Raw genomic sequence first — 22,868 nt, 5'->3', positions numbered from 1 at the left:
TCTCCCCTGTCAGCTTGCCTTTCGCTCCGCAAGCCAATCCTGCATCTGCAGTTTCCAATAGGTTAGCTGGGCGGCTGCAAGACCTGCAGCGCCTCCGGCCCAGACCAGCCCGAATTTTTCGAAGAGTTTGTAGCGGTCACTCTGTCCGCAAATGGCTTCGGCCACGATCTTTCCGCCGATCGCGGTTGTGTTCAGCCCGTGTCCCCCGAAGGCTGTGCAGTACCATGTAGCGCGGTCCAATTGACCGATCTGGGGCATCAAGTGTCTGGCGTAGGACATCAGGCCCGACCATGCCAACTCCGTCTTCAGTGAAGCAAGCTGAGGATAGGTTCCAACCATTTCGTTGCGCAATTCACGGACTACACCGGGCGTATCGGCTGCTCTCGTCGTGATGCGTCCGCCCCATAAAAGCCTGCGACCACCATCGATTACACGGTAGTAGTCACCGGCACGACGGTTATCACCAATCGCGGCCGTGGTGCGGATCGCCGACGTGATCAATTCGGGCGCTTCTTCGCTCACCATCACATAGGTGGCAATGGGCAGATAGGCCCGTCTGATCTGGCTGACGAGCCCGTCGGTGTAGCCACCAGTGGTGATCAGTACTTTGCCCGCTTTGACCTGTCCCTGGGCTGTTTTTATAAGCTTGCCATCATTGTGGTCGAGCAATTGGAGTACGCGGCTGTGCTCGAATATCCGCCCCTCAAGCCGCTCTATCTCGCGACCGAGCGCCCGTAAATAGTTCAGCGGATGGATATGAAATGCATTAGGGTCGTAGACCGATTGAAAATAGCGTTTGGAATTCAGAATATTGCGCGTTTCAGCCGTTGGGTGAAAATCTATTCTGTAGCCATAATCGCGTTGAAGCAAATCGGCATAATGTTTCAGGCTTTCACCGTCGTCATACCGGCGCACGCTCATAATGCCGGGAATGAGTTGGGCTTCTTCGATCTTCAGCGTGTCAATGTTCTGCCGAACAAAATCGACACCTTCGATCGATAATTCATGAAGTGTTTTGGCAACCGTCTTGCCAGCGCGGGCAGCAATGTCATCGCCACCGGACGCGAAGCCGGGGCTGACAAATCCACCATTGCGTCCGGATGCGCCAAAGCCGATGCTTTCAGCCTCCAGGACAACGACTTTCTTGCCGGCTCGTGACATCTGCAACGCGGCCGACAAGCCTGCAAGTCCGCCGCCAATCACTGCGACATCTGCTGTTGTTTCGCGTTCAAGCGTTGGACGCGCGAAATCGTCCGCCTTTGTTTGGCTGTAATAAGTGGCCGGATAAGTCATCGCAACACCAGGAAAAGCATATCGGATGAGCCATCGTCACGATGGCTCATTTCAATATTGATGTAAGGGTAATATCAGTCGGCGCTGTAGTCTTTGCCGTACCACTTTGCAGTGAGTGTCGCCAAAGTACCGTCAGACTTCATCTGCTTGATGATTTCGCCAATCTTGGCTGTCCAGTCTGGATCGTTTTTTTCGGCAATAACCACCAACGGCTCACGGAAAGCGTATTCACCTTCGATAATCTTTACGGGATAGCCATTCTTGATGGCGTTCTGTGCCGTTTGCTCTGGAGCGATGATTGCATCGATACGGACGCCATCACCCAGTCTCAGATCGTCGAATGGCAGCATGGAATCTGCGAAAGTGCGAATTTCGCCTGGTTCGAGCTTGTATTCAATCGGGGGAAGGCCGGGGGCGTCGATTTCCAACTGCCGACGAGCGTAATCTTCGGAAGTCGTTGCAGTCTCGACACCGATGATTTTGCCTTTCAGGTCGGCGACAGATTTTGCCGCGCTGTCCTTGTGAACGACATAGACATAGGGGCTGTAGTAGTAGATGCCAGCAAAATCGATGACGTTAGCGCGGGCTTTGGTTGGCGTGACCGATCCGACGCCAACGTCATAACGACCCTGCCAACGGCCACCTGTCAATGTTGCCCAGTCTGGCGTTTCGAAGGAAACGGTGACGCCTAGACGCTTGCCGATCTCGTTGGCCACGTCCACGTCGAAGCCTACCAACTTGTTGGAATCATCCAGAAAGCTCTGGGGCGGCCAGCCAGCATTGGTCGCGACAACCATGGCCTTTTTTTCCATGACGCGATCCAGCGTCTCTCCCGCATAGGCAGAGAATCCGGTAGCCAGAATAGCGCCTGCGATACTCATTATTGTTATGATTTTTTTCATTTTATCGAACCCCTCCTCTGGTTTGATGCATGAGCATTGCATAAACCCGGAAGCAACGGCTAGGCAGCCCAAAGAAGTAGGTTATGAAATTAGCGTATGATGATATGCAATTCTTGCAGAATGTGCGCTGAAGCCTGCTTGAGCTCGGGGTCGCTCGTGCGCGACGCCCGGATATGCTGAACGAAACCGTCTGATCGTCCGCTCCGTAACTTATTGATTGCGCACGGCCATTGCCGTGACTTCGACCCGCATTTCAGGCGTGGCGAGCCCGGCGACGCCGACCGCGCAACGAACCGGAAAAGGCTTTTTGAAAAAGCGCAGATAAACTTCGTTGAAGACGGGGCGTTCATTGATGTCAGTCAGATAGATCGTCAGGTGAATGACATTCGCTAGACTGCTGCCTGCCTTTTCGAGCGATGCTTTGAGGCTGTTCAGCGTGCATTCGCTTTGGACGGTTATGTCGCCGGTTTCCATGGAGCCGTCTGCCCGGATGGGGATATGGGTGGTTACCAGAAGATTGCCGATGCCTGCGACATCGGAAGAGATTTCGCTTTCGTCCGTATCCTCCAGAAAATAGGGCGTTGTGCTGTTTGTCATGGTCATTCTCCAAGAGGTTAGGCGTTTCTGCAAAGTGTGAAGCGGTTTTCCGACAAGTTGTGCGCTAAAACAAGCAGGTAGAACATTTCCGTCGATTGAGCGAACCCGATCCAAGTGAGGTAGCAACAATGTGTACTGGTCGGGACGGGCAGCCTATTGCGGTGGTGATCGGGCAGGTCTAAGAGACAGGTCGGAGGCGAGGAGGCTTCCATCAACGACGACCGGTTCTGGTCTGAAGGCAATCCATGACAGAAAAACATTCTCATCGCGGGCTTGTAGTTGCCGCGATTATGGCAAGCATGGCCATGATCGCCGTCGAGGCAACGATTGTGTCGACCGCAATGCCGCAGATCGCGGCGCAGTTGGGTCAGCTCAATCTCTACTCCTGGGTTTTCTCGTCATTTCTTTTGACACAGACAGCAACGACGGTCGTGTTTGGCAAACTGGCCGACATTTACGGGCGCAAGCCGGTGCTTGTTTTTGGTATTGCGCTGTTCCTGACGGCTTCGGTGCTGGCCGGTTTTGCGTGGTCGATGCCTTCAATGATTGTTTTCCGGCTGTTGCAGGGCATCGGGGCGGGGGCAATCCAGCCCGCGGCCATGACCGTTGTGGCCGATCTTTTCCCCGGAGCGCAGCGCAGCAAGGTTCAGGGGTATCTTGCAAGTGTCTGGGCGTTGTCAGCCGTCGTCGGTCCGTTGCTTGGCAGTCTCATCATTCACAATTTGAGCTGGGCCTGGGTATTCTGGATTAATGTGCCGGTCGGTATTCTGGCGGCATCGGGCTTTCTTCTCTTCCTGCATGAAGAGAAGCGGACAAAGCCGGTATCGATCGATGTGCTCGGCGCAGCACTTTTCGCCGTCTCCATTTCCTCCCTGATGATTGCGCTCACCCTGATGGAGAGTGCGGTTTCGCTCGAGGGAATTCTGGCGTTCATTCTCTTTGCTCTTTCGCTGATTGCCTTCATCTGGCAGGAACGTCGCGCGAAAGAGCCCATGGTCGCACCAGACCTGTGGCTGAAACGTCCTATCGCTTTCTCCAATCTGGCGGTTTTTCTGGCCAGTATGTCGATCATGGGGCTGACGACATTCCTGCCGATGTATGTACAGACAGTTCTCGACCGTTCTCCTGTGGTCGCGGGTTTTGCCTTGACCATGTTGTTACTGGGCTGGCCGTGCGGTGCCACAATTGCGTCACGGCAGTTTACGCGGTTCGGATTACGCCCGATCATGATCGCCGGAAGCATCTGCATTCCGATTGGCACCTTCCTGCTTGTCATGCTGACTCCATCAAGTTCAGCCACACTGGCTGGAACCGGTTCTCTGATCATGGGTTTCGGCATGGGGCTGCTCAACATTGGGGCGCTCATCCTGACACAGGATAGTGTGAGTTGGTCGGAGCGCGGCAGCGCCACGGCATCAAACGTCTTCTCGCGCAATTTGGGCAGTACGCTCGGAGCAGCCATTCTCGGTGCGGTGCTGACCTATGGTCTTGCCAACGCCAATCATGGCGAAGCGATTACGTCAGACCAACTTCGGGATCTGTTGAATGGCGCGGAGATGTTGATAGATCAGCAGGAGCTTCGGCTAGCGCTTCAACATGCCCTGCACGCAACTTTTGTAGCGATGATGCTTATCGCCGTTCTGATCGTGCCAGCCTGCCTTTGTGTGCCGGGGGTGAAAAAGACTTACGAAGAAAACGTGGTGACCTGACACGCTGCACTTTTAGCAAGTTAAGGGTTCAGCCGGCGATTGGTTCCAAGTCGGCTGAACTCGTGATCCTGCGGTAATCCGCACTGGCAAACCGTGGAACTTAGCTGATGCAAAATACGCCTTAAAAGCAAAAATCCCGGGCAAAGCCGGGATTTTGTTGCCTATCTGATCGGAAAACTGGAGCGGGCGAAGGGATTCGAACCCTCGACCCCAACCTTGGCAAGGTTGTGCTCTACCCCTGAGCTACACCCGCTCGCGCCAGTCGTTTCCGTCAGGCAGGCGCTATATGAACTAACGCCCCGGAGATTGCAACAGGGAAATTACAGGAAAATGTCGTTTCAACGAAATTAGCTGCCGGTTAATTGATAAATATCTGTAAATATTATGCTTTCCAGAATGCATGTCGTGTTCTCTGCTGCTTTTTCTCGTCAAAGCAAGAAAAATGAGTTTCCACGGATAATGGAATCGGCTGTCAGAGGCGTGAGCGAGGCTGGTGCGTTTTGTGCGAACAATCCAATTTGCTTTGCATGGTTTCTAAGCCCGTATCCATGGTCTATAAGCGCTGTTGCAAGTCGTCGAAGCGTGAGGAGCGTGATGACATGCTCAACATATTCAATGCCGAACAGAATGGGGTGGAATCATGCCTTTGTCGCCGAGCGAACTTCACGATTATCTTCAGAAACTCGGTATCGAAGTGAAAACTGTCGAACATCCTCCCTTGTTCACGGTCGCGGATTCCCAAAGCCTGCGTGGTGAAATCCCGGGCGGCCATACGAAAAATCTCTTCCTGAAAGACAAGAAAGACAATTTCTTTCTCGTGACAGTCGAAGAGGACGCGGTGGTCGATCTGAAGTCGATCCATCAGCTGATTGGTGCGGCGAGCCGTGTTTCGTTCGGCAAACCGGAAAAGCTGATGGAATATCTCGGTGTGATTCCGGGTGCAGTTACGGTGTTTGGTGCGGTCAACGATACTGCACATAATGTGCAGGTCATTCTTGATGCCGATCTGATGAAATATGACGTCATCAACGGCCATCCGCTGACCAACGAAGCCACGACTTCCATCAAGCGCGAAGACCTCGTCGCTTTCCTCACTTCCACCGGACATGAACCGCGCATTCTCGCCGTTTCCGAAGGTGCGAAAGCGGACACTTCGGTATAAACTGATTTTCAAAACGGGCGGCTTTCTTGCACACGGCAATTGGCAATTGAAGTGAGAGGCAGGAGCGCTAAGTTACAGCGCAACTTGCTGAAACGACCGTCTTGAAATTGGCTTTTGAAGATACGAACTGAAAGAACGACACCGGCTTGTATGCGGACCGTCGCATCGGTCGGAAAATACGAAGGAATTTCTTATGACCAGCCAGAATAATCCTTATGCCGGTGCAGGTGGCCAGATGACGGCAAATGTTTCTTTCGGTTCGGCACCAGCCGCTGCCGGAGGAACTGATCTCGTCAAGGACACGACGACGGCAGGTTTCCAGGCGGATGTAATTACCGAATCCCGCAATCAGCCCGTGCTGGTGGATTTCTGGGCGCCATGGTGCGGACCTTGCAAGCAGCTGACACCGATCATTGAAAAGGCCGTGCGGGACGCTGGTGGCGCCGTCAAACTGGTCAAGATGAATATCGACGATCATCCGGCCATTGCTGGTCAGCTTGGTATTCAGTCCATTCCGGCGGTCATTGCTTTCGTCAATGGCCAGCCGGTCGATGGTTTCATGGGGGCTGTCCCTGAATCGAAGGTGAAGGAATTCATCGCCAAAATCGGTGGGCCGAGCGACGCGGAAGCGGCGCTTGCCGAAGCCATCACAGCCGCGAATGAGCTGATCGAAGCCGGTGATTTCGTTCAGGCGTCGGAGATTTTCTCGTCCATCCTTCATGCCGTTCCAGATAATGTCGATGCGATTGTCGGTCTTGCGACCTGCCTTCTGGAATCCGGCGATGCGGAAAAGGCGCGGGAAATTCTGGCCCAGCTTCCGGCTGACAAACAGAATGCGCCTGCCGTTCGAGCGCTGGAAGCGCGCCTTGCACTGGCTGATCAGGTCAAGCTCATCGGTGATCCGATTGCGCTTGAGAAGCGAATTCAGGCTGATCCGAAGGATTATCACGCCCGGTTTGATCTTGCGCAGGTGCGTAATGCACAGGGGCGGCGTGAAGATGCGGCCAATGAGCTGCTTTTCATCATGAAGTCCGACCGCGAATGGAATGAAGACGGCGCACGCAAGCAGCTGCTCCAGTTTTTCGAGGCATGGGGCAATGCCGATCCGGCGACGCTCGGCGCGCGGCGCAAGCTGTCGTCGCTTCTGTTCTCCTGATCGCGAGCGGTCGGGAGCATGACGGGCAAATTTTGCTTTGCGCGCCATGCGGGTTCCAACTGTTAGGGCGCATGTTTCGTGAGCCCTAATGCATGTCTCCCAAAAGTGGGAACCGGTTTTGGGATAAAGACGTGCATGAAAACAAAAGCTTAAAGCGTGTCGTAAGAGTACGATAAAAAGCGATATGCTTTTGAGGAGGTTGCAATGCAGGTGGGCAATGCCCGTTACAGAACGGGCGCCGATATACCCGAGACCGTGCCGGTTTTCCCGTTGAAAGGGGCGCTGCTTCTGCCCGGTGGCCAGCTTCCGCTTAATATTTTCGAACCGCGCTATCTGGCGATGATCGAAAATGCCCTAGCGGGCAAGCGTATCATCGGCATGATCCAGCCGAAAATCGATGGCGACGATGACGAAACGATCGATGAGCTGGATGAAAGCCTCCGTCCGCAATTGAGTAATGTCGGCTGTCTTGGCCGTATCACGACCTTTGCCGAAACGGGCGACGGTCGCCTGCTGATTACCTTGCAGGGTATCTGCCGATTTCGCGTGCGTGAAGAAATGCATTGCCGTCAGCCTTACCGGCAATGCCGGATCATGCCGTTTCTGGCCGATCTGGAGGAGGCGCGGGATTCGTCGGAAATCGACCGGGATGCTTTGCTGGGTGCTTTCCGCGATTATCTCGAAGCGCACAATCTGGAAGCCGACTGGGACAGTATTGCACGGGCAAACAATGAAACCCTCGTCAACGCGCTCTCCATCATGTCGCCTTTTGGCCCTGCAGAAAAACAGGCCCTTCTGGAAGCGCCCGATTTGAAGACGCGTGCAGCAACTTTGATTGCCATTACCGAAATGGTATTGGCCAGAGTAAAGGACGACGATTTCGGATCGCGGCTGCAATAAACTTCGGGAATAAGATAATGGACGACAAGACGCAAACCGGCAATATCGACGTACGTCTGCTGGAACTTCTCGTATGCCCGCTTACCAAAGGGCCGTTGGAATATGACGCGGAACATGGCGAGTTGATCTCGCGCAAGGCAAAGCTTGCCTATCCGGTCCGGGGTGGAATCCCGATCATGCTGCCATCCGAAGCGCGCAGTTTGACGGAGTGACCGCAGGCCGATTTGCAGATTGTGGGAACTCTGAAACGTCGAACTGTGTCTGCTTTATCGGCTGTTATATAATTTCTGCATAAGCCTCTATCTTTTTCATAAGTTTCAGCCATGCGCATTATTGCTTGTCGGACAACAGGGCTCTATAACCCTCGCGGAACTAGATAAAGATGGTTTCGGACGGCGTCATGCCATTCGTTACTGTCGTGAATTTGAACGCAATATTCTCGGCGAAACGGCTCCCTATTCTCCCGAATATGCGAAACAAAACAGAGGCTTGGCATTATGGCATCCAGAAAACTCCTTCTCCTGCCCGGCGACGGCATCGGTCCAGAGGCGATGGCGGAAGTCCGCAAGATCATCGCTTTCCTCAACTCAGGCCTCAATCTCGGCTTTGAAACTGAAGAAGGTCTGGTTGGCGGCTGCGCTTACGACGCGCACGGTCAGGCGATTTCCGATGCTGATATGGAGAAGGCGCTGGCCGCTGATGCCACGCTGTTCGGCGCTGTCGGCGGTCCGAAGTGGGATAGCGTACCTTACGAAGTGCGCCCGGAAGCTGGTCTTCTGCGTCTGCGCAAGGACATGCAGCTTTATGCAAATCTGCGTCCGGCCATCTGCTACCCGGCGCTGGCTCATTCTTCGTCGCTGAAGCCGGAAGTGATCGAAGGTCTCGACATCCTTATCCTGCGTGAGCTGACCGGCGGCGTTTACTTCGGGGAGCCGAAGGAAATCATCGACCTCGGCAATGGCCAGAAGCGCGGTATCGATACGCAGGTCTATGACACCTACGAGATTGAGCGCATCGCCGATGTCGCCTTTGAGCTGGCGCGCACGCGCCGCAACAAGGTTACGTCGATGGAAAAGCGCAATGTGATGAAGTCGGGCGTCCTGTGGAATCAGGTCGTCACCGCGCGTCACAAGGAAAAGCACGCCGACGTTGAACTTGAGCATATGCTGGCTGACGCTGGCGGCATGCAGCTTGTGCGTTGGCCGAAGCAGTTCGACGTTATTGTGACGGACAATCTTTTCGGCGACATGCTGTCTGACGTTGCCGCAATGCTGACCGGTTCGCTCGGAATGCTGCCGTCGGCTTCGCTCGGTGCGGTCGATTCCAAAACCGGCAAGCGCAAGGCGCTTTATGAGCCGGTACACGGTTCCGCGCCGGACATCGCTGGCAAGGGCGTTGCCAATCCGATTGCAATGATTGCTTCGCTTGCCATGTGCCTGCGTTATTCGTTCAACCTCGTTGAAGAAGCGGATCGCCTGGAAGCGGCAATCGCACAGGTTCTGGATGATGGTCTGCGCACTGCCGACATCTGGTCGGAAGGTAAGACCAAGATTGGCACCGTCGAAATGGGCGATGCCATCCTCGACAAGTTTTCGAAGCTTTCCGCTCAATAAGCGTGACAAGACCGCTTGCTGAAAGCCCGCCATGCACTTCGCATGGCGGGCTTTTCTTTTTTGAATAAGTGCCCGATTTGAGGCTGTAAATTCATGCTGTGCTGCATAAGAATAGCGGCATGTTGTTCACGCTCCCAGATCAAAACAAACTCTACGACGCACTTGTCGCCCGTGATGCCGCTTATGAGGGCAGGGCCTATGTCGGTGTTGTCTCAACCGGAATTTTCTGCCGCCTGACTTGTCCGGCGCGGAAACCGAAACAGGAAAACTGCCGCTTCTTCGCATCGGTCGCCGAATGCATGGCCGACGGTTTCCGGCCCTGCAAAAGATGCCATCCGCTACAGCCCGCTGCGGAGGCGGAGCCTTCCGTCAAGAAGCTTCTCGACGCGCTTGAGGCCGATCCGGAACGGCGCTGGAGCGAAGAGGACGTTGCCCGGATGGGGCTTGATGTCTCGACCGTCCGTCGCAGTTTCCGCCGTCATTTCGGAATGACATTTCTGGAAATGGCGCGGCAGGAACGCCTGCGACATGGGTTTCAGGCGCTTGCCGATGGTGGGCGCGTGATTGATGCCCAGATTGATGCGGGTTTTGAATCTCCCGAAGCTTTTCGTAGTGCCTTTGCACGTATTCTGGGGCTTCCACCCGGCAAATTGCGGGGTGATGGCTTGTTGCGTGCCGACTGGATAAAGACACCACTTGGCACGATGATTGCGATCTGCGATGCACGAAGCCTGCATCTTCTCGAATTCGCTGATCGCAAGGCGCTATCTGCGGAACTGAAGAAGCTTTATGCTACCTGTCGCGGTGATCTGGTGATCGGTCGTTTCATTACCCATGATCTTGTCGAGCAGCAGTTGAATGCCTTCTTCGACGGCAATTCTCCGACGTTCGATTTGCCGCTGGTGCTGCATGGCAGTGCATTTACGCAAGGGGTCTGGCGTGAACTTCAGAACATCCGGGCAGGGGAGACCCGTAGCTATAGTGAACTCGCGCAGGCCATGGAAAAACCGCTTGCCGTGCGTGCAGTCGCGCGGGCCAACGGAGCGAACCAGGTTGCCATCATCATTCCGTGCCATCGTGTGATCGGTGCGGACGGATCGCTGACCGGTTATGGCGGCGGTCTTTGGCGGAAGCAGAAGCTGATCGAAATCGAAGCGCAATATCGAAACAAGTAACGCTTTCTCCAGGAGTACGTGTTGGAAATGAAAACGCCGCCCTTTCGGGCGGCGTTTTGTTTCGATTAACAGGCGATTACTCAACCTTGTGCAGATCGACATCCTTGGTGTCGCGAACAAAGATCAGACCGATAATCAGCGTCATGAGCGCGATGATGATCGGATACCAAAGACCATAGTAAATATCTCCCTTCGCCGCGCTCATTGCAAAGACGGTTGCCGGTAGCAGGCCACCGAACCAGCCATTGCCGATGTGATAAGGCAGCGACATGCCCGTGTAACGGATACGGGTCGGGAACATTTCCACCAGAATAGCAGCAATTGGACCGTAAACCATCGTCACATAGATCACGAGGATCGTCAGAATGAGGATGGTGAAAGGCCAGTTGATTTCATCCGGATGGGCAATCATCTTGAACGCACCCGCATCAGGAATGGTGAAAACCTGCTGGTCGCCAATGGTGGCGGCCTCTGCTGCGGGAATGATCTTTGCGGCAACCATTTCATCTGCTGTCATGGATGTCGCGGCACCGGCACGAACTGCAGCTGCATCCAGAGCCAGTTCCGGGTTGGCGGCGATGAATGCATCAAGTTTCGCGTCCGGAACTTTTGCCGGGCTGCGAACCAGCGGGAAACCAGCCTTTTGTAAGGCGAGATTTACATCGTGAGCAAAGGCTGGTGTGCGTACCGCAGCATCCGCCGCGGTTGCGTCATACGATGTGATGACGGAATCACCCAGCGTAATGGTTGCAGTTGAACCAGCAGGGCCTTCAACGACCGTATAAGGCACGGACGAACGCGACAGGAACGACGTTGCCACATCGCAAGACGTGGTGAACTTCGCAGTGCCGACAGGGTTGAACTGGAACGTGCAGTCACCCGGTGCAGCGGTCACGGTTGCGTTGACGGTTGCTTCGGCGCGGGCAAGCGCTGGATTGGCACTATGCGTGAGCGCTTTGAACAACGGGAAGTATGTCACGATGGCAAGGGCAAGACCCGCCATGATGATTGGCTTGCGGCCGACTTTGTCGGAGAGCCAGCCCCAGAACAGGAAGAACGGGGTGGCGATCAGAAGTGCTATCGCAATCATAATGTTCGCGGAGATGCTTTCGACCTTCAGAACGTTTTGAAGGAAGAAGAGGGTGTAGAACTGACCGGAATACCAGACAACAGCCTGACCCGCAGTAAGACCGAACAGTGCGATCAATGCGATCTTCGCATTTTTCCATTGGCCGAAAGCTTCCTTGAGTGGCGCCTTGGACTGTTTGCCTTCTTCCTTCATCCGCTTGAATGCAGGCGATTCACTCATCTGCATACGGATCCAGACGGAAATACCGAGCAGGAACACGGAAATAAGGAAAGGAATACGCCAACCCCAGCGCGCAAAATCCTCAGCCGTCATCGAATTCTGGATCAGGAGAATTACGATCAGGGACAGAAACAGACCGAAGGTAGCGGTAGTCTGAATCCACGACGTATAGAAACCACGACGACCGTTGGGCGCATGTTCCGCCACATAAGTAGCCGCGCCGCCATATTCGCCACCAAGAGCCAGACCCTGGAGCATGCGCAGGCCAACCAGAATGATCGGGGCCGCGATGCCGATGGAGGCCGAGCCGGGAAGAACACCAACGAGGAACGTCGAAAGGCCCATCACCACGATTGTGACGAGGAACGTATATTTACGACCGACAAGGTCACCGATACGCCCGAAGAAGAGTGCTCCGAACGGGCGCACAAGGAAACCGGCAGCAAAGGCCAAAAGGGCGAAGATGTTGCGGGTCGTTTCCGGATATTCGCTGAAGAAAACAGCGCCGATATAGATAGCCAGTGAACCGTAGAGATAGAAATCGTACCATTCAAAGACGGTACCCAGCGAAGATGCAAAGATAACCTTGCGCTCTTCACTCGTCATTTTAGGCGCGCGCACATCGGCGCTCGACGAAACTGCCATGAATCTGTCCTCCCAAACAGAGCTATATAGGGACGGTCATCTTTCACCGGGAAAGTGAAAACCATCCGTTGCACCTCGACAGGTTCCTCTCAACCTTCAAGGCGCTCTCCTCACACTTGTATGATGAACTGAAAAAGGGGATTCGTGCAGTAGTCTTTAGTATGAGAGAGAATTGTCAGCTTGAAATACTATCAAAGACGGCAAGAGCCTTAAAAAATGCGCTTCTTGAAGAGGTAGAGAATTGACTCCATCTATAAACCGCGTAAAAGCAGTGGCGAACGAAGGAGAACCCGCGTGGATCGCGTCAACGTAGCGTCAGTTTCGCTTGGAACTGCCGGCATTTTTGCCGGGGCAGCGCGCATGCCTTCGATTTCCAAAACACTCACGGCCATTACTAAAACGACCACGAAAACGGTCTGATTCCCTTGGCCTGCTCGCCCTCTCCCCGGGTCTGGCCCGGGGGCGGAAGTCCCGCGTGGCCTGCGGGGTTCCGAATCTGGAAGCGGAGAGGGACAGGAGACGAAAAATGGGTTTCAAGGTTGCAGTTGTCGGCGCCACCGGAAATGTCGGGCGCGAAATGCTCAATATCCTCGAAGAACGCGGCTTTCCGGCTGACGAAGTTGTAGCGCTTGCATCGCGCCGCAGCCAGGGCACGGAAGTGTCCTATGGCGACCGGACGCTGAAGGTCAAGGCGCTCGACACGTATGATTTCTCCGATACGGACATCTGCCTGATGTCTGCTGGCGGCGAGATTTCCAAGGAATGGTCGCCGAAGATCGGCAAGCAGGGCTGCGTCGTCATCGATAATTCCTCGGCCTGGCGTTATGACTCGGAAGTGCCGCTGATCGTGCCGGAAGTGAACCCGGATGCAGTCGAAGGCTTCCGCAAGAAGAACATTATTGCCAATCCGAACTGCTCGACGGCTCAGCTCGTCGTGGCTCTGAAGCCTTTGCACGATGTTGCCAAGATCAAGCGCGTCGTCGTCTCGACCTATCAGTCGGTTTCGGGTGCAGGCAAGGAAGGTATGGATGAGCTGTTCGAACAGTCGCGCGCTGTTTTTGTCGCCGACCCTGTCTCTGCGAAGAAGTTCACCAAGCGCATCGCGTTCAACGTGATCCCGCATATCGATGTCTTCATGGAAGACGGCTACACCAAGGAAGAATGGAAGATGGTGGCCGAAACCAAGAAGATGCTCGATCCGAAGATCAAGCTGACGGCAACGGCCGTTCGCGTTCCGGTCTTCATCGGTCACTCAGAAGCAGTCAATATCGAGTTTGAAAACCCGATTACGCCGGAAGAAGCACGCGAGATTCTGCGCGAAGCTCCAGGCTGCCAGGTTGTCGACAAGCATGAGAACGGCGGCTACATCACGCCTTACGAATCCGCTGGCGAAGATGCGACTTATATCAGCCGTATCCGTGAAGACATCACCGTCGAGAACGGTCTGGCTCTGTGGGTTGTTTCCGACAATCTGCGCAAGGGCGCTGCTCTCAACACGATCCAGATCGCTGAATTGCTGGTCGCGCGCGGCCTTATCAAGCCAAAGGCGCTTGCTGCCTGATCTACTGTACTCAATACTGATATTAAAAAGCGCCGGTCACCCGGCGCTTTTTTGTTAGCGGGAAATGCTATCTGAAAGATTGCCGCGTATATTGAGCAATCGCGTGCGTAAATCCTGCAACTCATCGATTGGCTGACCAAGTGCGCAGAACACCTGTTCGGGGATGCTCTCGGCTTCCATGCGCAGTGCCTTGCCTTCGTCAGTCAGTGTGATGCGGACTTGTCGCTCGTCCTGCGGGTCACGCCGCCGCGTAATGCGTCCGGCGGCTTCAAGGCGCTTCAGCAGTGGGGTCAGGGTTCCTGAATCGAGATTGAGCTTTGCGCCGATCTCCGAGACCGTCCGGTCGTCTTGTTCCCAGAGCACGATCATCACCAGAAACTGCGGATAGGTCAGATCAAGTTTGCTCAGAATTGGCTGGTAGGCGCGCGTCAGTGCATTCGCGGTCGAGTAGATCGCAAAGCAGACCATGTTGGAAAGACCGAGATTGGAATCCTGATCGTCGCGCTTCATCATGATAACTCCTTGGCGAATATATACATCATGCGCAATTGGATTGCGCGTCACATAATTGTGAGATTAAATTTTGCAAAATTATATTGCGCACAATTTAATTATCTGCAAGTTTGGCTACGGAGATAAACCAAAGGAGAAGCCCAAATGCCAATTCTGTACACAACTCAATCCACAGCAACCGGCGGCCGCACCGGCAGCGCCAAGACTGCCGACGGACGGCTCAGTGTCGTTCTCGATACGCCGAAGGAACTCGGCGGTTCGGGCGGCGAAGGCACCAATCCTGAGCAGCTTTTCGCTTCTGGCTATGCGGCCTGCTTCCTGGGCGCGTTGAAATTCGTTGCTGCCAAGGAGAAAGTTGCCATTTCGGCAGATAGCACCGTGACTGCGACGGTTGGCATCGGTCCGCGTGAAGATGGCACTGGCTTCGGGCTTGATGTGGCACTGCAAGTGGCACTTCCGGGCGTGGACAAGGCGAAGGCCGAAGAACTGGTTCAGGCTGCGCATATTGTCTGCCCGTACTCGCATGCGACACGCGGCAACATTGATGTTCGCCTGAGCGTCGCTTAACAAAGAAATGCAAAAGGCGCCCGATGAGGGCGCCTTTGTTTTATGGTATCTTCCGAATTTTAGTAGGAAGTCATACGATGACTATAAAGCCTGATACTCGTGAGCTTCGCTCCACTTGCGAGCAAATGGAGGAGCGCTACCTTATAAATCCGACTATAGACGCCTCGTATCGTCGACTTGCTGATCGTTTTGCTGCGGACCTTACAGTCGAACGAGACATCTTGCTCAGTCGTTGTGCCGCGCTTATGGCGATCAAATTCTTGAGCGAGGATGGGGCGCTTTAAGTCAGTTCTCTATTTCCCTCAGGTGCTCAAGTGCAGCCTCAACCTGCCCGTATGCTTCGGTTCCTAACGGCAGGATCGGACGTGGTGGCTCGATTTTCGCGAGACCGAGAAGGTCGGCAATGGCATACATGACGCGGAAACTGCTGTGGGTTTTGAACAGGTCCCAAAGCGGTGTGAAAGCTGCATTTATGCGTTCCACCTCAGTATTGTTTCCGCTTTGCGCAGCGCGCGTCAACGCCAGAGCGGGGTCGGGAAGAAGTCCCGCAACCACGCTGTACCAGGCATCGGCACCAGCCAGCAGTGCATCCGCAGCACCCCAGTCACCACTATAGCCGATCGCGAAGCTTGGCGGAGTTTCGGCACGCAGCTTTGACATTGCGCCTTCGTAATCGCCATTTGCGGGCAGAGGCATCTTGATCGCGCTGATATTCTTCACACTGGCAAGCCGTGCAATCAGTTCGTCGTTGAAGATGAACTTTGTCGTGCCGGGATTATTGTAGATGCAAAGGGGAAGATCGGTCGTCTCGGCAACGGTCTTGAAGTGCTGGAAAACCTCGTCTTGCGTCAGCGGCGTATAGGAAACAGGCGCCAGCAACAGCCCGTCTGCACCGGCATCTGCGGCATCCCGCGCCAGTGCCTGCGCATCATCCGTCCGCAACGCGCCGACGCCGACGATGATCGGTATTCTGCCGCCGATAGATCTGACGGCGGTATTGATCGTATGCAACCGCTGTTCCCGCGTGAGAAAGGCATAGCCGCCAGTGCTTCCCAGAAGACCGATAGAATCCGCTCCCGCCTCGTGAATGCGCTCAAGAAAAATGCAGAGCGTATCCTCAATGAGTTTGCCATCGGTGTAGATTGGTGTCAGCGGAAAGGCTGAAAGACCTTTGAAGAGTTCCATTGTGCTCTTTCTCAATCAGGTTAGCGCGACAGAAGCAGGCGGATACCGGCAAGGCCGAAGACAGCCGCGAGGACGCCTTCGATCCAGCGACGCGCACGACGATAGAGGCGCACCATTGGCATAGTGGAAAATATGATGGCATAGCCGCAGAAAATGGTGATGCTGAGCACGATGCAGCCACCCAGAAACGCCGCCAGATGTGGCCATGAAGAGTTGGCGCCAAGTCCCAGCGTAACCAATGCGATCCAGGACAGGATGGATTTCGGGTTTGACAGATGCATCAGAAGACCACGGCGATAAAGCTCGCCATGGGACAGAATTGCTTTGCTGCTGGAAGCTCGCGTGGCCAATGCTTTGTCTGATGTCATGGCCGCGCGTCCGGCCTTGAAGGCAAGATAAAGCAGATAAAGTCCACCGAAGATTTTCAGGATGAACAGAGCTTCGGCAAATCGTGTGAGGATGGCCGAAACGCCGGTCGCGGCCATCACGCCCCAAAAGATGGAGCCCGTAACGACACCGGCAGCAAAGGCAAGCCCTGATTTGCGACCTTGGTCCATGGCTACGCCCATGATCCGCATCGTACTCGGACCGGGGCTGCCAGCTGCAATGATGTAAGTCACATATACGAGGAGGAGCTGGTAGATGGCGGGGGAAATGCTCATATCGCTACTCTAGTGGATTGAATTTGACGTTTGATACCCGTCCGATATAGATATCGTTTCAAACGTCAAATTCGAAAAATCCACTAGATTCATAGGGTTACTAGTGGTCTTCTTGATTTCGACATTTGCTCGGCGCTCATATCCCAAGGATGCAATGTCGGAATCAGACCGCTAGTTGCATCAAGAGAAACCATAGCATTCTCTCCATGCAATATCTGTAAGCGATTGTGCCAGAATCCGAGGAAGAACTGCCAGAACTGCCGATGGTTTTGTCGAAAACGACAAATTCGGACAGTCATCTCGGCTGTGCGGCTTTACTCTGCCTGCGCCTCGATATTTTCCATATCGTCATCGGACAAGCCGAAATGATGACCGATCTCGTGGATCAGAACATGGGTGATGATATCGCCCAGCGTTTCTTCATGTTCGGACCAATAGTCAAGGATCGCACGGCGGTAGAGCGTGATGCGGTTGGGACCTTCGCCGGTCTGCAGGCTGAAACGTTCGCCGATGCCACGACCTTCGAAAAGGCCGAGCAGATCAAAAGGCGTTTCCAGCCCCATATCCTCGATGATCTGATCGTCAGGAAAGTCGGCGATCTGGATGATGATGTCGCCGCACAACGCACGAAACTCCTGCGGCAGATGCGCAAGAGCTTCAATCGCGATGGATTCGATTTCGTCCAGCGAGGGCGAGAGACGTCCCGCCCAGTCGCCGCTTTGATCTTCTCGGGCCATTCCAGCCAATCGTGTCCTATTCACTTGTGAAGGCCACCAAACCTGCGACCGGGCATTCTGGTCGAGTATATATAGTGCATACCGACATTATGCCCAGGGACGCAATTCGGCGCGCTTGGCCTCGAATGTGTCGATGCTGCCAGCCTTTTCCATGGTCAGGCCGATATCGTCGAGACCGTTGAGCAGGCAGTGGCGCTTGAAATCATCGACATCAAAGGAAATCGAACCGCCATCCGGGCCGTGAATTTCCTTGGCTTCGAGATCGACGGTGAGAGTCGCATTGGCGCCGCGCGAGGCGTCGTCCATCAGCTTGTCCAGATCTTCTTGGGCGACCTTGATCGGCAGAATGCCGTTCTTGAAGCAGTTATTGTAGAAGATATCGGCAAACGAGGTCGAGATCACACAACGGATGCCGAAATCGAGCAGGGCCCATGGCGCATGTTCGCGCGAGGAGCCACAGCCGAAATTGTCGCCTGCAACGAGGATCTGCGCGTTGCGATAGCCCGGCTTGTTCAGGACGAAATCCGGGTTCTCCGTGCCGTCTTCGTTGAAGCGCATTTCGGCGAAAAGACCCTTGCTCAGACCCGTGCGCTTGATCGTCTTCAGGTAATCCTTCGGAATGATCATGTCCGTATCGATATTGACGATCGGCAGGGGGGCGGCGACGCCCGTGAGCTTGGTGAACTTATCCATGTCCTGAACCTGTCGGTTGGGAATTTGCAATTTGCAAACTGGTTTACATCAGCTTGACCGAGAGTCAACGTTTGAGGCCGAAACTGCCCAATAGGTCGCAACTCCCGACCCGTTTCGCGAAATATCCGGCGCGCTTGTCCGCACGCCGGATAGTCCGACTGTCAGGTTATGCGCATAATCCTGTCTGGAAACCGCGTCAAGTTTTCCGGATCATGCGTCGTTGACACAGTTTGCGCAATTATCAGACATTGAGGGCGACGCCACCGGTCTCGCTGCCGGTCAGGCGGCGGGATTTGCCATCTGTACCAACGACGATCGTATAACGCCTGCGCCGCATTGAGAGGTTCGGCGAAACCGCCACATCGATGGCCGGATCGAACTGAAGCGTGATGCGCCACAGTTCAGGCTTGATCGTTTCCTCAACGGCGATGATACGGGCATCGAACGGCGTCGTGTGAAACATGCCGGTGATACGCTGCCCGACACGGTAAGGCGCGGTATCGTCCTCGACGGGGGCGGTCTCCACCTTGCTGTCATTGGCGGCCAGCGTATTCCAGTCGCGTGTGCCGGACTGGCGCGCCACAAGGTCGAGTGCCTTGCCGTGGCTGATGTTGATGCCTTCCTCGCTCAAAGCCTGCCGCAGACGGCGGGCCTGATGCTTGAAGTCAGCGTTATTGGTCCCAGCGATAGTAGCTGTGGTCATTGTTTTCGCTCCTGATTGTGAGCGGCGTTTTCATGAACGGGTGCCCGCATTGCCGTTTCTGCCGTCACCGGAACAAAAACGTGAAACAGGAATGCTTTACCATGGCCAAAGGCTGCGGACGGCAGGTGCATTCCAACCGAAGGCTGGAAAATAGGCGCGTCGATACAGGATTTCAAGAGCCTGCCTGCTCGCGCTCTCGGCGCTTGCGCAGCAGGATGGTTCCGTGCACAAATCGGGACATGAAAACTATTGTTCGTCCCCGCCGTTCTGTCCTCTTTGTTCCTGCCGCCAATGCTCGCGCTCTCGAGAAGTCGCTAACCCTTTCAGCGGATTGCGTGATCTATGATCTGGAGGATTCCGTCGCGCCGGAGGCGAAGGTCGCGGCGCGCGATGCGCTGGCGGTGCATTTCGCAAGCCATCCGAAGGTCAATTTCGAGCGGATTGTACGGGTCAATACGGCGGAAACGCCGTGGGGCAGGGATGATGTCGCGGCGGCTGCGAAGATGGGGGCGGATGCGATCCTTCTCCCCAAGACTGAACGACCGCAGGATATAATCGACGCGGCCAACCGGCTTGATCGTCAGGATGCCGATCCGGCAGTTGGTGTCTGGGCGATGATCGAAACCGCGCGTGGCATTCTCAATGCCGACGAGATTGCGGTTCTCGGACATCGTTCGGCGGTGCGGCTTGCCTGTTTCGTCGTCGGGCCGAACGATATTGCGCGGGAAACCGGCGTGCGTCCGCAACCGGGGCGGCCCTATCTCGTCCCATGGCTGATGCAGATCATTCTTGCAGCGCGCGCTGGCGGGATCACCGTTCTCGACGGTGTTTACAATGATTTTCGGGATAGCGTTGGCTTCGAGGCGGAATGCGCGCAAGGTGCCGCCATGGGGTTCGATGGCAAGACGCTGATTCATCCCGGCCAGATTGAAGCGGCTAACCGTGCATTCTCACCAACCGAGGACGAGGTGGCCCATGCCCGCGCTGTTGTTGAAGTCTTCGCCCGGCCTGAAAATGCCGAGAAAGGCGTTGTCTCGCTCGACGGGCAGATGGTCGAACGTCTTCATCTTGAAATGGCCGAGCGCGTGCTCGCGAAGGCGGACGTAAAGTTATAACAGAGGAAGTAACAGCATGAAGTTATATCGTTTCATCACAGGTCCGGATGATTCCGCATTCTGTCATCGCATCACGGCGGCGCTCAACAAGGGCTGGCAGCTCTATGGTTCGCCGACCTATGCTTTCAACGCCGCAACCGGCGTCATGCATTGCGGCCAGCCGGTGGTGAAGGAAGTGGACGGCGTCGATTACACGCCGGACATCAAGCTCGGCGAATACTGATGGCCGTCCGCCGCATCGTTGCCAATATTACAGCCGCCGATCCTGCGGCGGCAAAGCGCTTCTACGGCGACTTGCTGGGCCTTGATGTGGCGATGGATTTCGGCTGGATCGTCACCTATGCCACGGATGCGCAGGCACGGGTACAGGTGAGCATCATGAGTGAGGGCGGAGCGGGCACACCGGTGCCCGATCTTTCCATTGAGGTCGATGATGTCGATGCCGTGCTGGAGCGCGCAATCGCGCTGGGATTTCCCGTCAAATACGGTCCGGTCGATGAGGAATGGGGTGTGCGTCGCTTCTACACGCGTGACCCTTACGGTCGGCTCGTGAATATTCTAACCCACAAGAACTGACAAAGGCCGGTTTCCCGGCCTTTTGTTTTGGTTCTAGTTCAAACCGCGCTTTTCAATCATCGCGTCCGGCGTCGGCATCTTGCCGCGGAAGGCCTTGTAAAGCTCTTCCGGGTCACGGCTGCCGCCAGCGGCATAGATATGCTGCTTCAGCTTTGCCGCCAGTTCGGGATTGAAGGCATCGCCGGTTTCCTCAAATGCCGAGAAGGCATCCGCGTCCAGCACTTCCGACCACATGTAGGAATAGTAGCCTGCGGAATAACCGTCGCCGGAGAAGACATGGGTGAAATGCGGTGTGCGATGGCGCATGATGATTGCATCCGGCATGGAAAGCTTTTCCAGCGTCTTTACCTCGAAAGCGAGCGGATCAGCGATCTTTTCCTTACCGGTATGGAACGCCATGTCCACCAGTGCGGATGAGGTGAACTCGACCGTGTTGAAGCCTGCATTGAAAGTGCGGGCCGCAAGCACCTTGTCGAGGAGCGCCTTCGGCATGGCTTCTCCGGTGCGATAGTGCACGGCGTATTTTTCGAGAACGGCCGGAACTGTAAGCCAGTGTTCGTAAAGCTGCGACGGCAGTTCCACAAAATCGCGGGAAACGGCAGTGCCGGAAACGGCGGGCCATGTCACATCCGAGAGAAGCCCATGCAGTGCATGACCGAATTCGTGGAACAGCGTGCGCGCATCGTCAAGCGAGAGCAGGGCAGGTTCACCTGCCTTTGGCTTCGCAAAATTCATGACGTTGTAGATGATTGGCTTCTGTCCGCCATTGAGCTTGTGGCTTGATTGCAGGGAACTCATCCACGCGCCCGAACGCTTCGAGGTGCGGGCGAAATAGTCGCCGAGGAAAAGGCCGCGTTCGCTGCCATCCGCATTGAAGACCTGAAACACCCGCACATCCGGATGCCACGCAGCGATGCCCTTCTTTTCCTCGAAGCGGATGCCGAACAGGCGGTCTGCCACGTCAAAAGCGGCTTCGATGATCTTTTCGAGCTGAAGATAAGGCTTCAGTTCCGCTTCATCGAAGGCGAAGCGTTCGGCGCGCAGCTTTTCGGCATAGAAGCGCCAGTCCCATGGCGCAACCTTGTGATTGCCGCCATCGGCTGCGATCAGGCGCTCCAGTTCGACTTCTTCTTCATGGGCCTTGGCGCGCGCCTTGTCCCAGACGGGTTCCAGCAGGTCCATGACCGCCTTTGGCGTCTTGGCCATGGTGTCGTCGAGCTTGTAGGCGGCAAAGTTGGCGTAGCCGAGCAGATGTGCCTTGCGCTCGCGCAATTCCACCATTTCGCGCACGATGTCACGATTGTCGCTTTCGCCACCGTTCTCGCCGCGCTTTGCCCAGGCATTGAACGCCTGTTCGCGCAGTTCACGATTTTCGGAGAAGGAAAGGAATGGCTCGACAATTGAGCGTGATAGCGTAACCGCCCAGGCATCCGGTTTGCCGCGTTCAGCGGCGGCACTTTGCATGGCGTTCTTCAGGAAATCCGGCAGACCGGCGAGGTCGGCTTCATCGGTGATGAACAGGGCCCAGCTTGATTCATCCTTCAGCACATTCTGACCAAAGCGCGCGCCAAGTCCGGCAAGCTTTTCATTGATACCTGCAAGCTCCGTCTTGCCCGCCTCATCGAGCTTCGCACCGGAGCGGACAAAACCTTTCCATGTCTTTTCAAGAACGCGTTTGGTCTCGGTATCGAGGTCCAGCATATCGCGATTTTCATAGAGCGCGTCGATGCGGGCGAAAAGCGCCGGGTCCATCATGATGCGCGAATAATGACGCGACATTTTCGGCGCGATCTCGCGTTCGAGCGCCTGGATCGTGTCGTTGCTATGCGCACCAGCGCGCATCCAGAAAATCGATGAAACGCGGTCGAGCGCCTTGCCGGTCAGCTGGAGAGCTTTCAGCGTATTATCGATGGTCGCTTCATCGGTCGCCTTCGCGATGACTTCCACTTCTGCGAGGTCCTCAGCCAACGCGGCATCGAATGCAGACGCGAAATCGTCATCCTTGAAAGCGGTGAAATCCGGCAGGCCCAGCGGTCCGCTCCATTCAGTCAGCGCGCGATTGTAAGCGGTCTTGTCGGACATGATGAGACTCCGG

Annotated in this window: 22 protein-coding genes, 1 tRNA gene and 2 pseudogenes; 12 read left to right on the top strand and 13 right to left on the bottom strand. The window is 55.2% G+C overall.

What is annotated here, in order from left to right:
* Nucleotides 1–9: 9 nt before the first annotated feature.
* From OHI65_RS01395 to OHI65_RS01385, 3 genes are all read right to left on the bottom strand, one after another.
* Nucleotides 10–1,293, bottom strand: coding sequence for an NAD(P)/FAD-dependent oxidoreductase (locus OHI65_RS01395; protein ID WP_125301553.1), 1,284 nt, complete (start codon nt 1,291–1,293; stop codon nt 10–12).
* A 74-nt stretch (nt 1,294–1,367) separates the two neighbouring features.
* Entirely contained in the window at nt 1,368–2,195 is an 828-nt protein-coding gene (locus OHI65_RS01390) for a transporter substrate-binding domain-containing protein (RefSeq protein ID WP_125301551.1), read from the bottom strand.
* Nucleotides 2,196–2,405: 210 nt separating this feature from the next.
* Nucleotides 2,406–2,792, bottom strand: a complete 387-nt coding sequence (locus OHI65_RS01385) for a RidA family protein (RefSeq protein WP_125301549.1) — start codon at nt 2,790–2,792, stop codon at nt 2,406–2,408.
* A 245-nt stretch (nt 2,793–3,037) separates the two neighbouring features.
* Here OHI65_RS01385 and OHI65_RS01380 point away from each other — a divergent pair, with 245 nt between their 5' ends.
* Nucleotides 3,038–4,501, top strand: coding sequence for an MDR family MFS transporter (locus OHI65_RS01380; protein WP_125301547.1), 1,464 nt, complete (start codon nt 3,038–3,040; stop codon nt 4,499–4,501).
* Nucleotides 4,502–4,679: 178 nt separating this feature from the next.
* Here the strand turns inward: OHI65_RS01380 and OHI65_RS01375 are convergent.
* Nucleotides 4,680–4,754, bottom strand: a tRNA-Gly gene (locus OHI65_RS01375).
* Nucleotides 4,755–5,141: 387 nt separating this feature from the next.
* On the opposite strand from OHI65_RS01375, the gene OHI65_RS01370 reads away from it, so the two are divergent.
* The 6 genes from OHI65_RS01370 (at nt 5,142) to OHI65_RS01345 (ending at nt 10,507) form a co-directional block, all read left to right on the top strand.
* On the top strand, nt 5,142–5,663 hold the full coding sequence (locus OHI65_RS01370) for a prolyl-tRNA synthetase associated domain-containing protein (RefSeq protein ID WP_125301360.1): 522 nt from the start codon (nt 5,142–5,144) through the stop codon (nt 5,661–5,663).
* 193 nt (nt 5,664–5,856) lie between these two features.
* Complete coding sequence (gene trxA / locus OHI65_RS01365; protein ID WP_125301358.1) at nt 5,857–6,819, top strand: thioredoxin; 963 nt, start codon at nt 5,857–5,859, stop codon at nt 6,817–6,819.
* A gap of 204 nt (nt 6,820–7,023) precedes the next feature.
* Complete coding sequence (locus OHI65_RS01360) at nt 7,024–7,719, top strand: LON peptidase substrate-binding domain-containing protein (protein ID WP_125301356.1); 696 nt, start codon at nt 7,024–7,026, stop codon at nt 7,717–7,719.
* 17 nt (nt 7,720–7,736) lie between these two features.
* Entirely contained in the window at nt 7,737–7,931 is a 195-nt protein-coding gene (locus OHI65_RS01355; RefSeq protein ID WP_010658483.1) for a Trm112 family protein, read from the top strand.
* 285 nt (nt 7,932–8,216) lie between these two features.
* The gene (gene leuB / locus OHI65_RS01350; protein WP_012092727.1) at nt 8,217–9,332 is read left to right on the top strand and encodes a 3-isopropylmalate dehydrogenase; all 1,116 of its coding nucleotides are present in this window, start codon (nt 8,217–8,219) and stop codon (nt 9,330–9,332) included.
* Between the two features lie 119 nt (nt 9,333–9,451).
* A complete protein-coding gene (locus OHI65_RS01345; RefSeq protein WP_125301354.1) occupies nt 9,452–10,507 on the top strand; it encodes a bifunctional transcriptional activator/DNA repair enzyme AdaA in 1,056 nt (351 codons plus the stop codon).
* A 76-nt stretch (nt 10,508–10,583) separates the two neighbouring features.
* Here OHI65_RS01345 and OHI65_RS22990 read toward each other — a convergent pair.
* A pseudogene (locus OHI65_RS22990) lies at nt 10,584–10,952 on the bottom strand (MFS transporter); the annotation flags it as partial.
* A gap of 74 nt (nt 10,953–11,026) precedes the next feature.
* A pseudogene (locus OHI65_RS01340) lies at nt 11,027–12,461 on the bottom strand (MFS transporter); the annotation flags it as partial.
* Between the two features lie 526 nt (nt 12,462–12,987).
* On the opposite strand from OHI65_RS01340, the gene OHI65_RS01335 reads away from it, so the two are divergent.
* Nucleotides 12,988–14,022, top strand: coding sequence for an aspartate-semialdehyde dehydrogenase (locus OHI65_RS01335; protein ID WP_010658488.1), 1,035 nt, complete (start codon nt 12,988–12,990; stop codon nt 14,020–14,022).
* A 54-nt stretch (nt 14,023–14,076) separates the two neighbouring features.
* Here the strand turns inward: OHI65_RS01335 and OHI65_RS01330 are convergent, their stop codons facing one another.
* Nucleotides 14,077–14,532, bottom strand: a complete 456-nt coding sequence (locus OHI65_RS01330) for a MarR family winged helix-turn-helix transcriptional regulator (protein ID WP_040128728.1) — start codon at nt 14,530–14,532, stop codon at nt 14,077–14,079.
* A gap of 147 nt (nt 14,533–14,679) precedes the next feature.
* Between OHI65_RS01330 and OHI65_RS01325 the strand changes: the two genes are divergently transcribed.
* Entirely contained in the window at nt 14,680–15,102 is a 423-nt protein-coding gene (locus OHI65_RS01325; protein ID WP_010658490.1) for an organic hydroperoxide resistance protein, read from the top strand.
* Between the two features lie 285 nt (nt 15,103–15,387).
* Here OHI65_RS01325 and OHI65_RS01320 read toward each other — a convergent pair whose 3' ends face one another.
* The 5 genes from OHI65_RS01320 to OHI65_RS01300 all read right to left on the bottom strand — a co-directional run bounded on the left by OHI65_RS01320 (nt 15,388) and on the right by OHI65_RS01300 (nt 19,082).
* Nucleotides 15,388–16,287, bottom strand: a complete 900-nt coding sequence (locus tag OHI65_RS01320; RefSeq protein ID WP_125301350.1) for a dihydrodipicolinate synthase family protein — start codon at nt 16,285–16,287, stop codon at nt 15,388–15,390.
* 20 nt (nt 16,288–16,307) lie between these two features.
* Nucleotides 16,308–16,949 carry a LysE family translocator gene (locus OHI65_RS01315; protein WP_012092733.1) on the bottom strand — a complete coding sequence of 214 codons (642 nt, stop codon included), beginning with the start codon at nt 16,947–16,949 and terminating at the stop codon, nt 16,308–16,310.
* Nucleotides 16,950–17,263: 314 nt separating this feature from the next.
* Entirely contained in the window at nt 17,264–17,686 is a 423-nt protein-coding gene (locus OHI65_RS01310) for a metallopeptidase family protein (RefSeq protein ID WP_012092734.1), read from the bottom strand.
* Between the two features lie 87 nt (nt 17,687–17,773).
* The gene (gene leuD / locus OHI65_RS01305) at nt 17,774–18,379 is read right to left on the bottom strand and encodes a 3-isopropylmalate dehydratase small subunit (RefSeq protein ID WP_012092735.1); all 606 of its coding nucleotides are present in this window, start codon (nt 18,377–18,379) and stop codon (nt 17,774–17,776) included.
* Nucleotides 18,380–18,620: 241 nt separating this feature from the next.
* Nucleotides 18,621–19,082: a glyoxalase superfamily protein gene (locus OHI65_RS01300; RefSeq protein ID WP_125301348.1), complete on the bottom strand. Its 462-nt coding sequence runs from the start codon at nt 19,080–19,082 to the stop codon at nt 18,621–18,623.
* A gap of 239 nt (nt 19,083–19,321) precedes the next feature.
* On the opposite strand from OHI65_RS01300, the gene OHI65_RS01295 reads away from it, so the two are divergent.
* Genes OHI65_RS01295 through OHI65_RS01285 form a run of 3 tightly spaced genes read left to right on the top strand, consistent with a single transcriptional unit; the run spans nt 19,322 to nt 20,773 of the window.
* Nucleotides 19,322–20,197, top strand: coding sequence for an HpcH/HpaI aldolase/citrate lyase family protein (locus OHI65_RS01295; RefSeq protein WP_125301346.1), 876 nt, complete (start codon nt 19,322–19,324; stop codon nt 20,195–20,197).
* A 16-nt stretch (nt 20,198–20,213) separates the two neighbouring features.
* Nucleotides 20,214–20,420 (top strand): DUF1737 domain-containing protein, encoded by a 207-nt coding sequence (locus tag OHI65_RS01290; protein WP_125301344.1) that lies wholly within the window; start codon nt 20,214–20,216, stop codon nt 20,418–20,420.
* Nucleotides 20,420–20,773: a VOC family protein gene (locus tag OHI65_RS01285; protein ID WP_125301342.1), complete on the top strand. Its 354-nt coding sequence runs from the start codon at nt 20,420–20,422 to the stop codon at nt 20,771–20,773. The genes OHI65_RS01290 and OHI65_RS01285 overlap by 1 nt, the downstream gene beginning before the upstream one ends.
* 33 nt (nt 20,774–20,806) lie before the next feature.
* Here OHI65_RS01285 and OHI65_RS01280 read toward each other — a convergent pair whose 3' ends face one another.
* Entirely contained in the window at nt 20,807–22,855 is a 2,049-nt protein-coding gene (locus tag OHI65_RS01280; RefSeq protein WP_125301340.1) for a M3 family metallopeptidase, read from the bottom strand.
* Nucleotides 22,856–22,868: the final 13 nt, after the last annotated feature.

The sequence above is a fragment of the Brucella sp. MAB-22 genome (genome assembly GCF_025908475.1).
In the GTDB taxonomy this organism is placed as follows: domain Bacteria; phylum Pseudomonadota; class Alphaproteobacteria; order Rhizobiales; family Rhizobiaceae; genus Brucella; species Brucella anthropi.
The sequence above is the reverse complement of the archived record's forward strand: the minus strand, read 5'-3'. Positions and strand labels throughout refer to the sequence as shown.

Excerpts from the sequence above, each read along its gene's own strand:
- OHI65_RS01395 (WP_125301553.1), bottom strand. The coding sequence starts at position 1,293 with ATGACTTATCCGGCCACTTATTACAGCCAAACAAAGGCGGACGATTTC.
- OHI65_RS01390 (WP_125301551.1), bottom strand. The coding sequence starts at position 2,195 with ATGAAAAAAATCATAACAATAATGAGTATCGCAGGCGCTATTCTGGCT.
- OHI65_RS01385 (WP_125301549.1), bottom strand. The coding sequence starts at position 2,792 with ATGACAAACAGCACAACGCCCTATTTTCTGGAGGATACGGACGAAAGC.
- OHI65_RS01380 (WP_125301547.1), top strand. The coding sequence starts at position 3,038 with ATGACAGAAAAACATTCTCATCGCGGGCTTGTAGTTGCCGCGATTATG.
- OHI65_RS01370 (WP_125301360.1), top strand. The coding sequence starts at position 5,142 with ATGCCTTTGTCGCCGAGCGAACTTCACGATTATCTTCAGAAACTCGGT.
- trxA (WP_125301358.1), top strand. The coding sequence starts at position 5,857 with ATGACCAGCCAGAATAATCCTTATGCCGGTGCAGGTGGCCAGATGACG.
- OHI65_RS01360 (WP_125301356.1), top strand. The coding sequence starts at position 7,024 with ATGCAGGTGGGCAATGCCCGTTACAGAACGGGCGCCGATATACCCGAG.
- OHI65_RS01355 (WP_010658483.1), top strand. The coding sequence starts at position 7,737 with ATGGACGACAAGACGCAAACCGGCAATATCGACGTACGTCTGCTGGAA.
- leuB (WP_012092727.1), top strand. The coding sequence starts at position 8,217 with ATGGCATCCAGAAAACTCCTTCTCCTGCCCGGCGACGGCATCGGTCCA.
- OHI65_RS01345 (WP_125301354.1), top strand. The coding sequence starts at position 9,452 with ATGTTGTTCACGCTCCCAGATCAAAACAAACTCTACGACGCACTTGTC.
- OHI65_RS01335 (WP_010658488.1), top strand. The coding sequence starts at position 12,988 with ATGGGTTTCAAGGTTGCAGTTGTCGGCGCCACCGGAAATGTCGGGCGC.
- OHI65_RS01330 (WP_040128728.1), bottom strand. The coding sequence starts at position 14,532 with ATGAAGCGCGACGATCAGGATTCCAATCTCGGTCTTTCCAACATGGTC.
- OHI65_RS01325 (WP_010658490.1), top strand. The coding sequence starts at position 14,680 with ATGCCAATTCTGTACACAACTCAATCCACAGCAACCGGCGGCCGCACC.
- OHI65_RS01320 (WP_125301350.1), bottom strand. The coding sequence starts at position 16,287 with ATGGAACTCTTCAAAGGTCTTTCAGCCTTTCCGCTGACACCAATCTAC.
- OHI65_RS01315 (WP_012092733.1), bottom strand. The coding sequence starts at position 16,949 with ATGAGCATTTCCCCCGCCATCTACCAGCTCCTCCTCGTATATGTGACT.
- OHI65_RS01310 (WP_012092734.1), bottom strand. The coding sequence starts at position 17,686 with ATGGCCCGAGAAGATCAAAGCGGCGACTGGGCGGGACGTCTCTCGCCC.
- leuD (WP_012092735.1), bottom strand. The coding sequence starts at position 18,379 with ATGGATAAGTTCACCAAGCTCACGGGCGTCGCCGCCCCCCTGCCGATC.
- OHI65_RS01300 (WP_125301348.1), bottom strand. The coding sequence starts at position 19,082 with ATGACCACAGCTACTATCGCTGGGACCAATAACGCTGACTTCAAGCAT.
- OHI65_RS01295 (WP_125301346.1), top strand. The coding sequence starts at position 19,322 with ATGAAAACTATTGTTCGTCCCCGCCGTTCTGTCCTCTTTGTTCCTGCC.
- OHI65_RS01290 (WP_125301344.1), top strand. The coding sequence starts at position 20,214 with ATGAAGTTATATCGTTTCATCACAGGTCCGGATGATTCCGCATTCTGT.
- OHI65_RS01285 (WP_125301342.1), top strand. The coding sequence starts at position 20,420 with ATGGCCGTCCGCCGCATCGTTGCCAATATTACAGCCGCCGATCCTGCG.
- OHI65_RS01280 (WP_125301340.1), bottom strand. The coding sequence starts at position 22,855 with ATGTCCGACAAGACCGCTTACAATCGCGCGCTGACTGAATGGAGCGGA.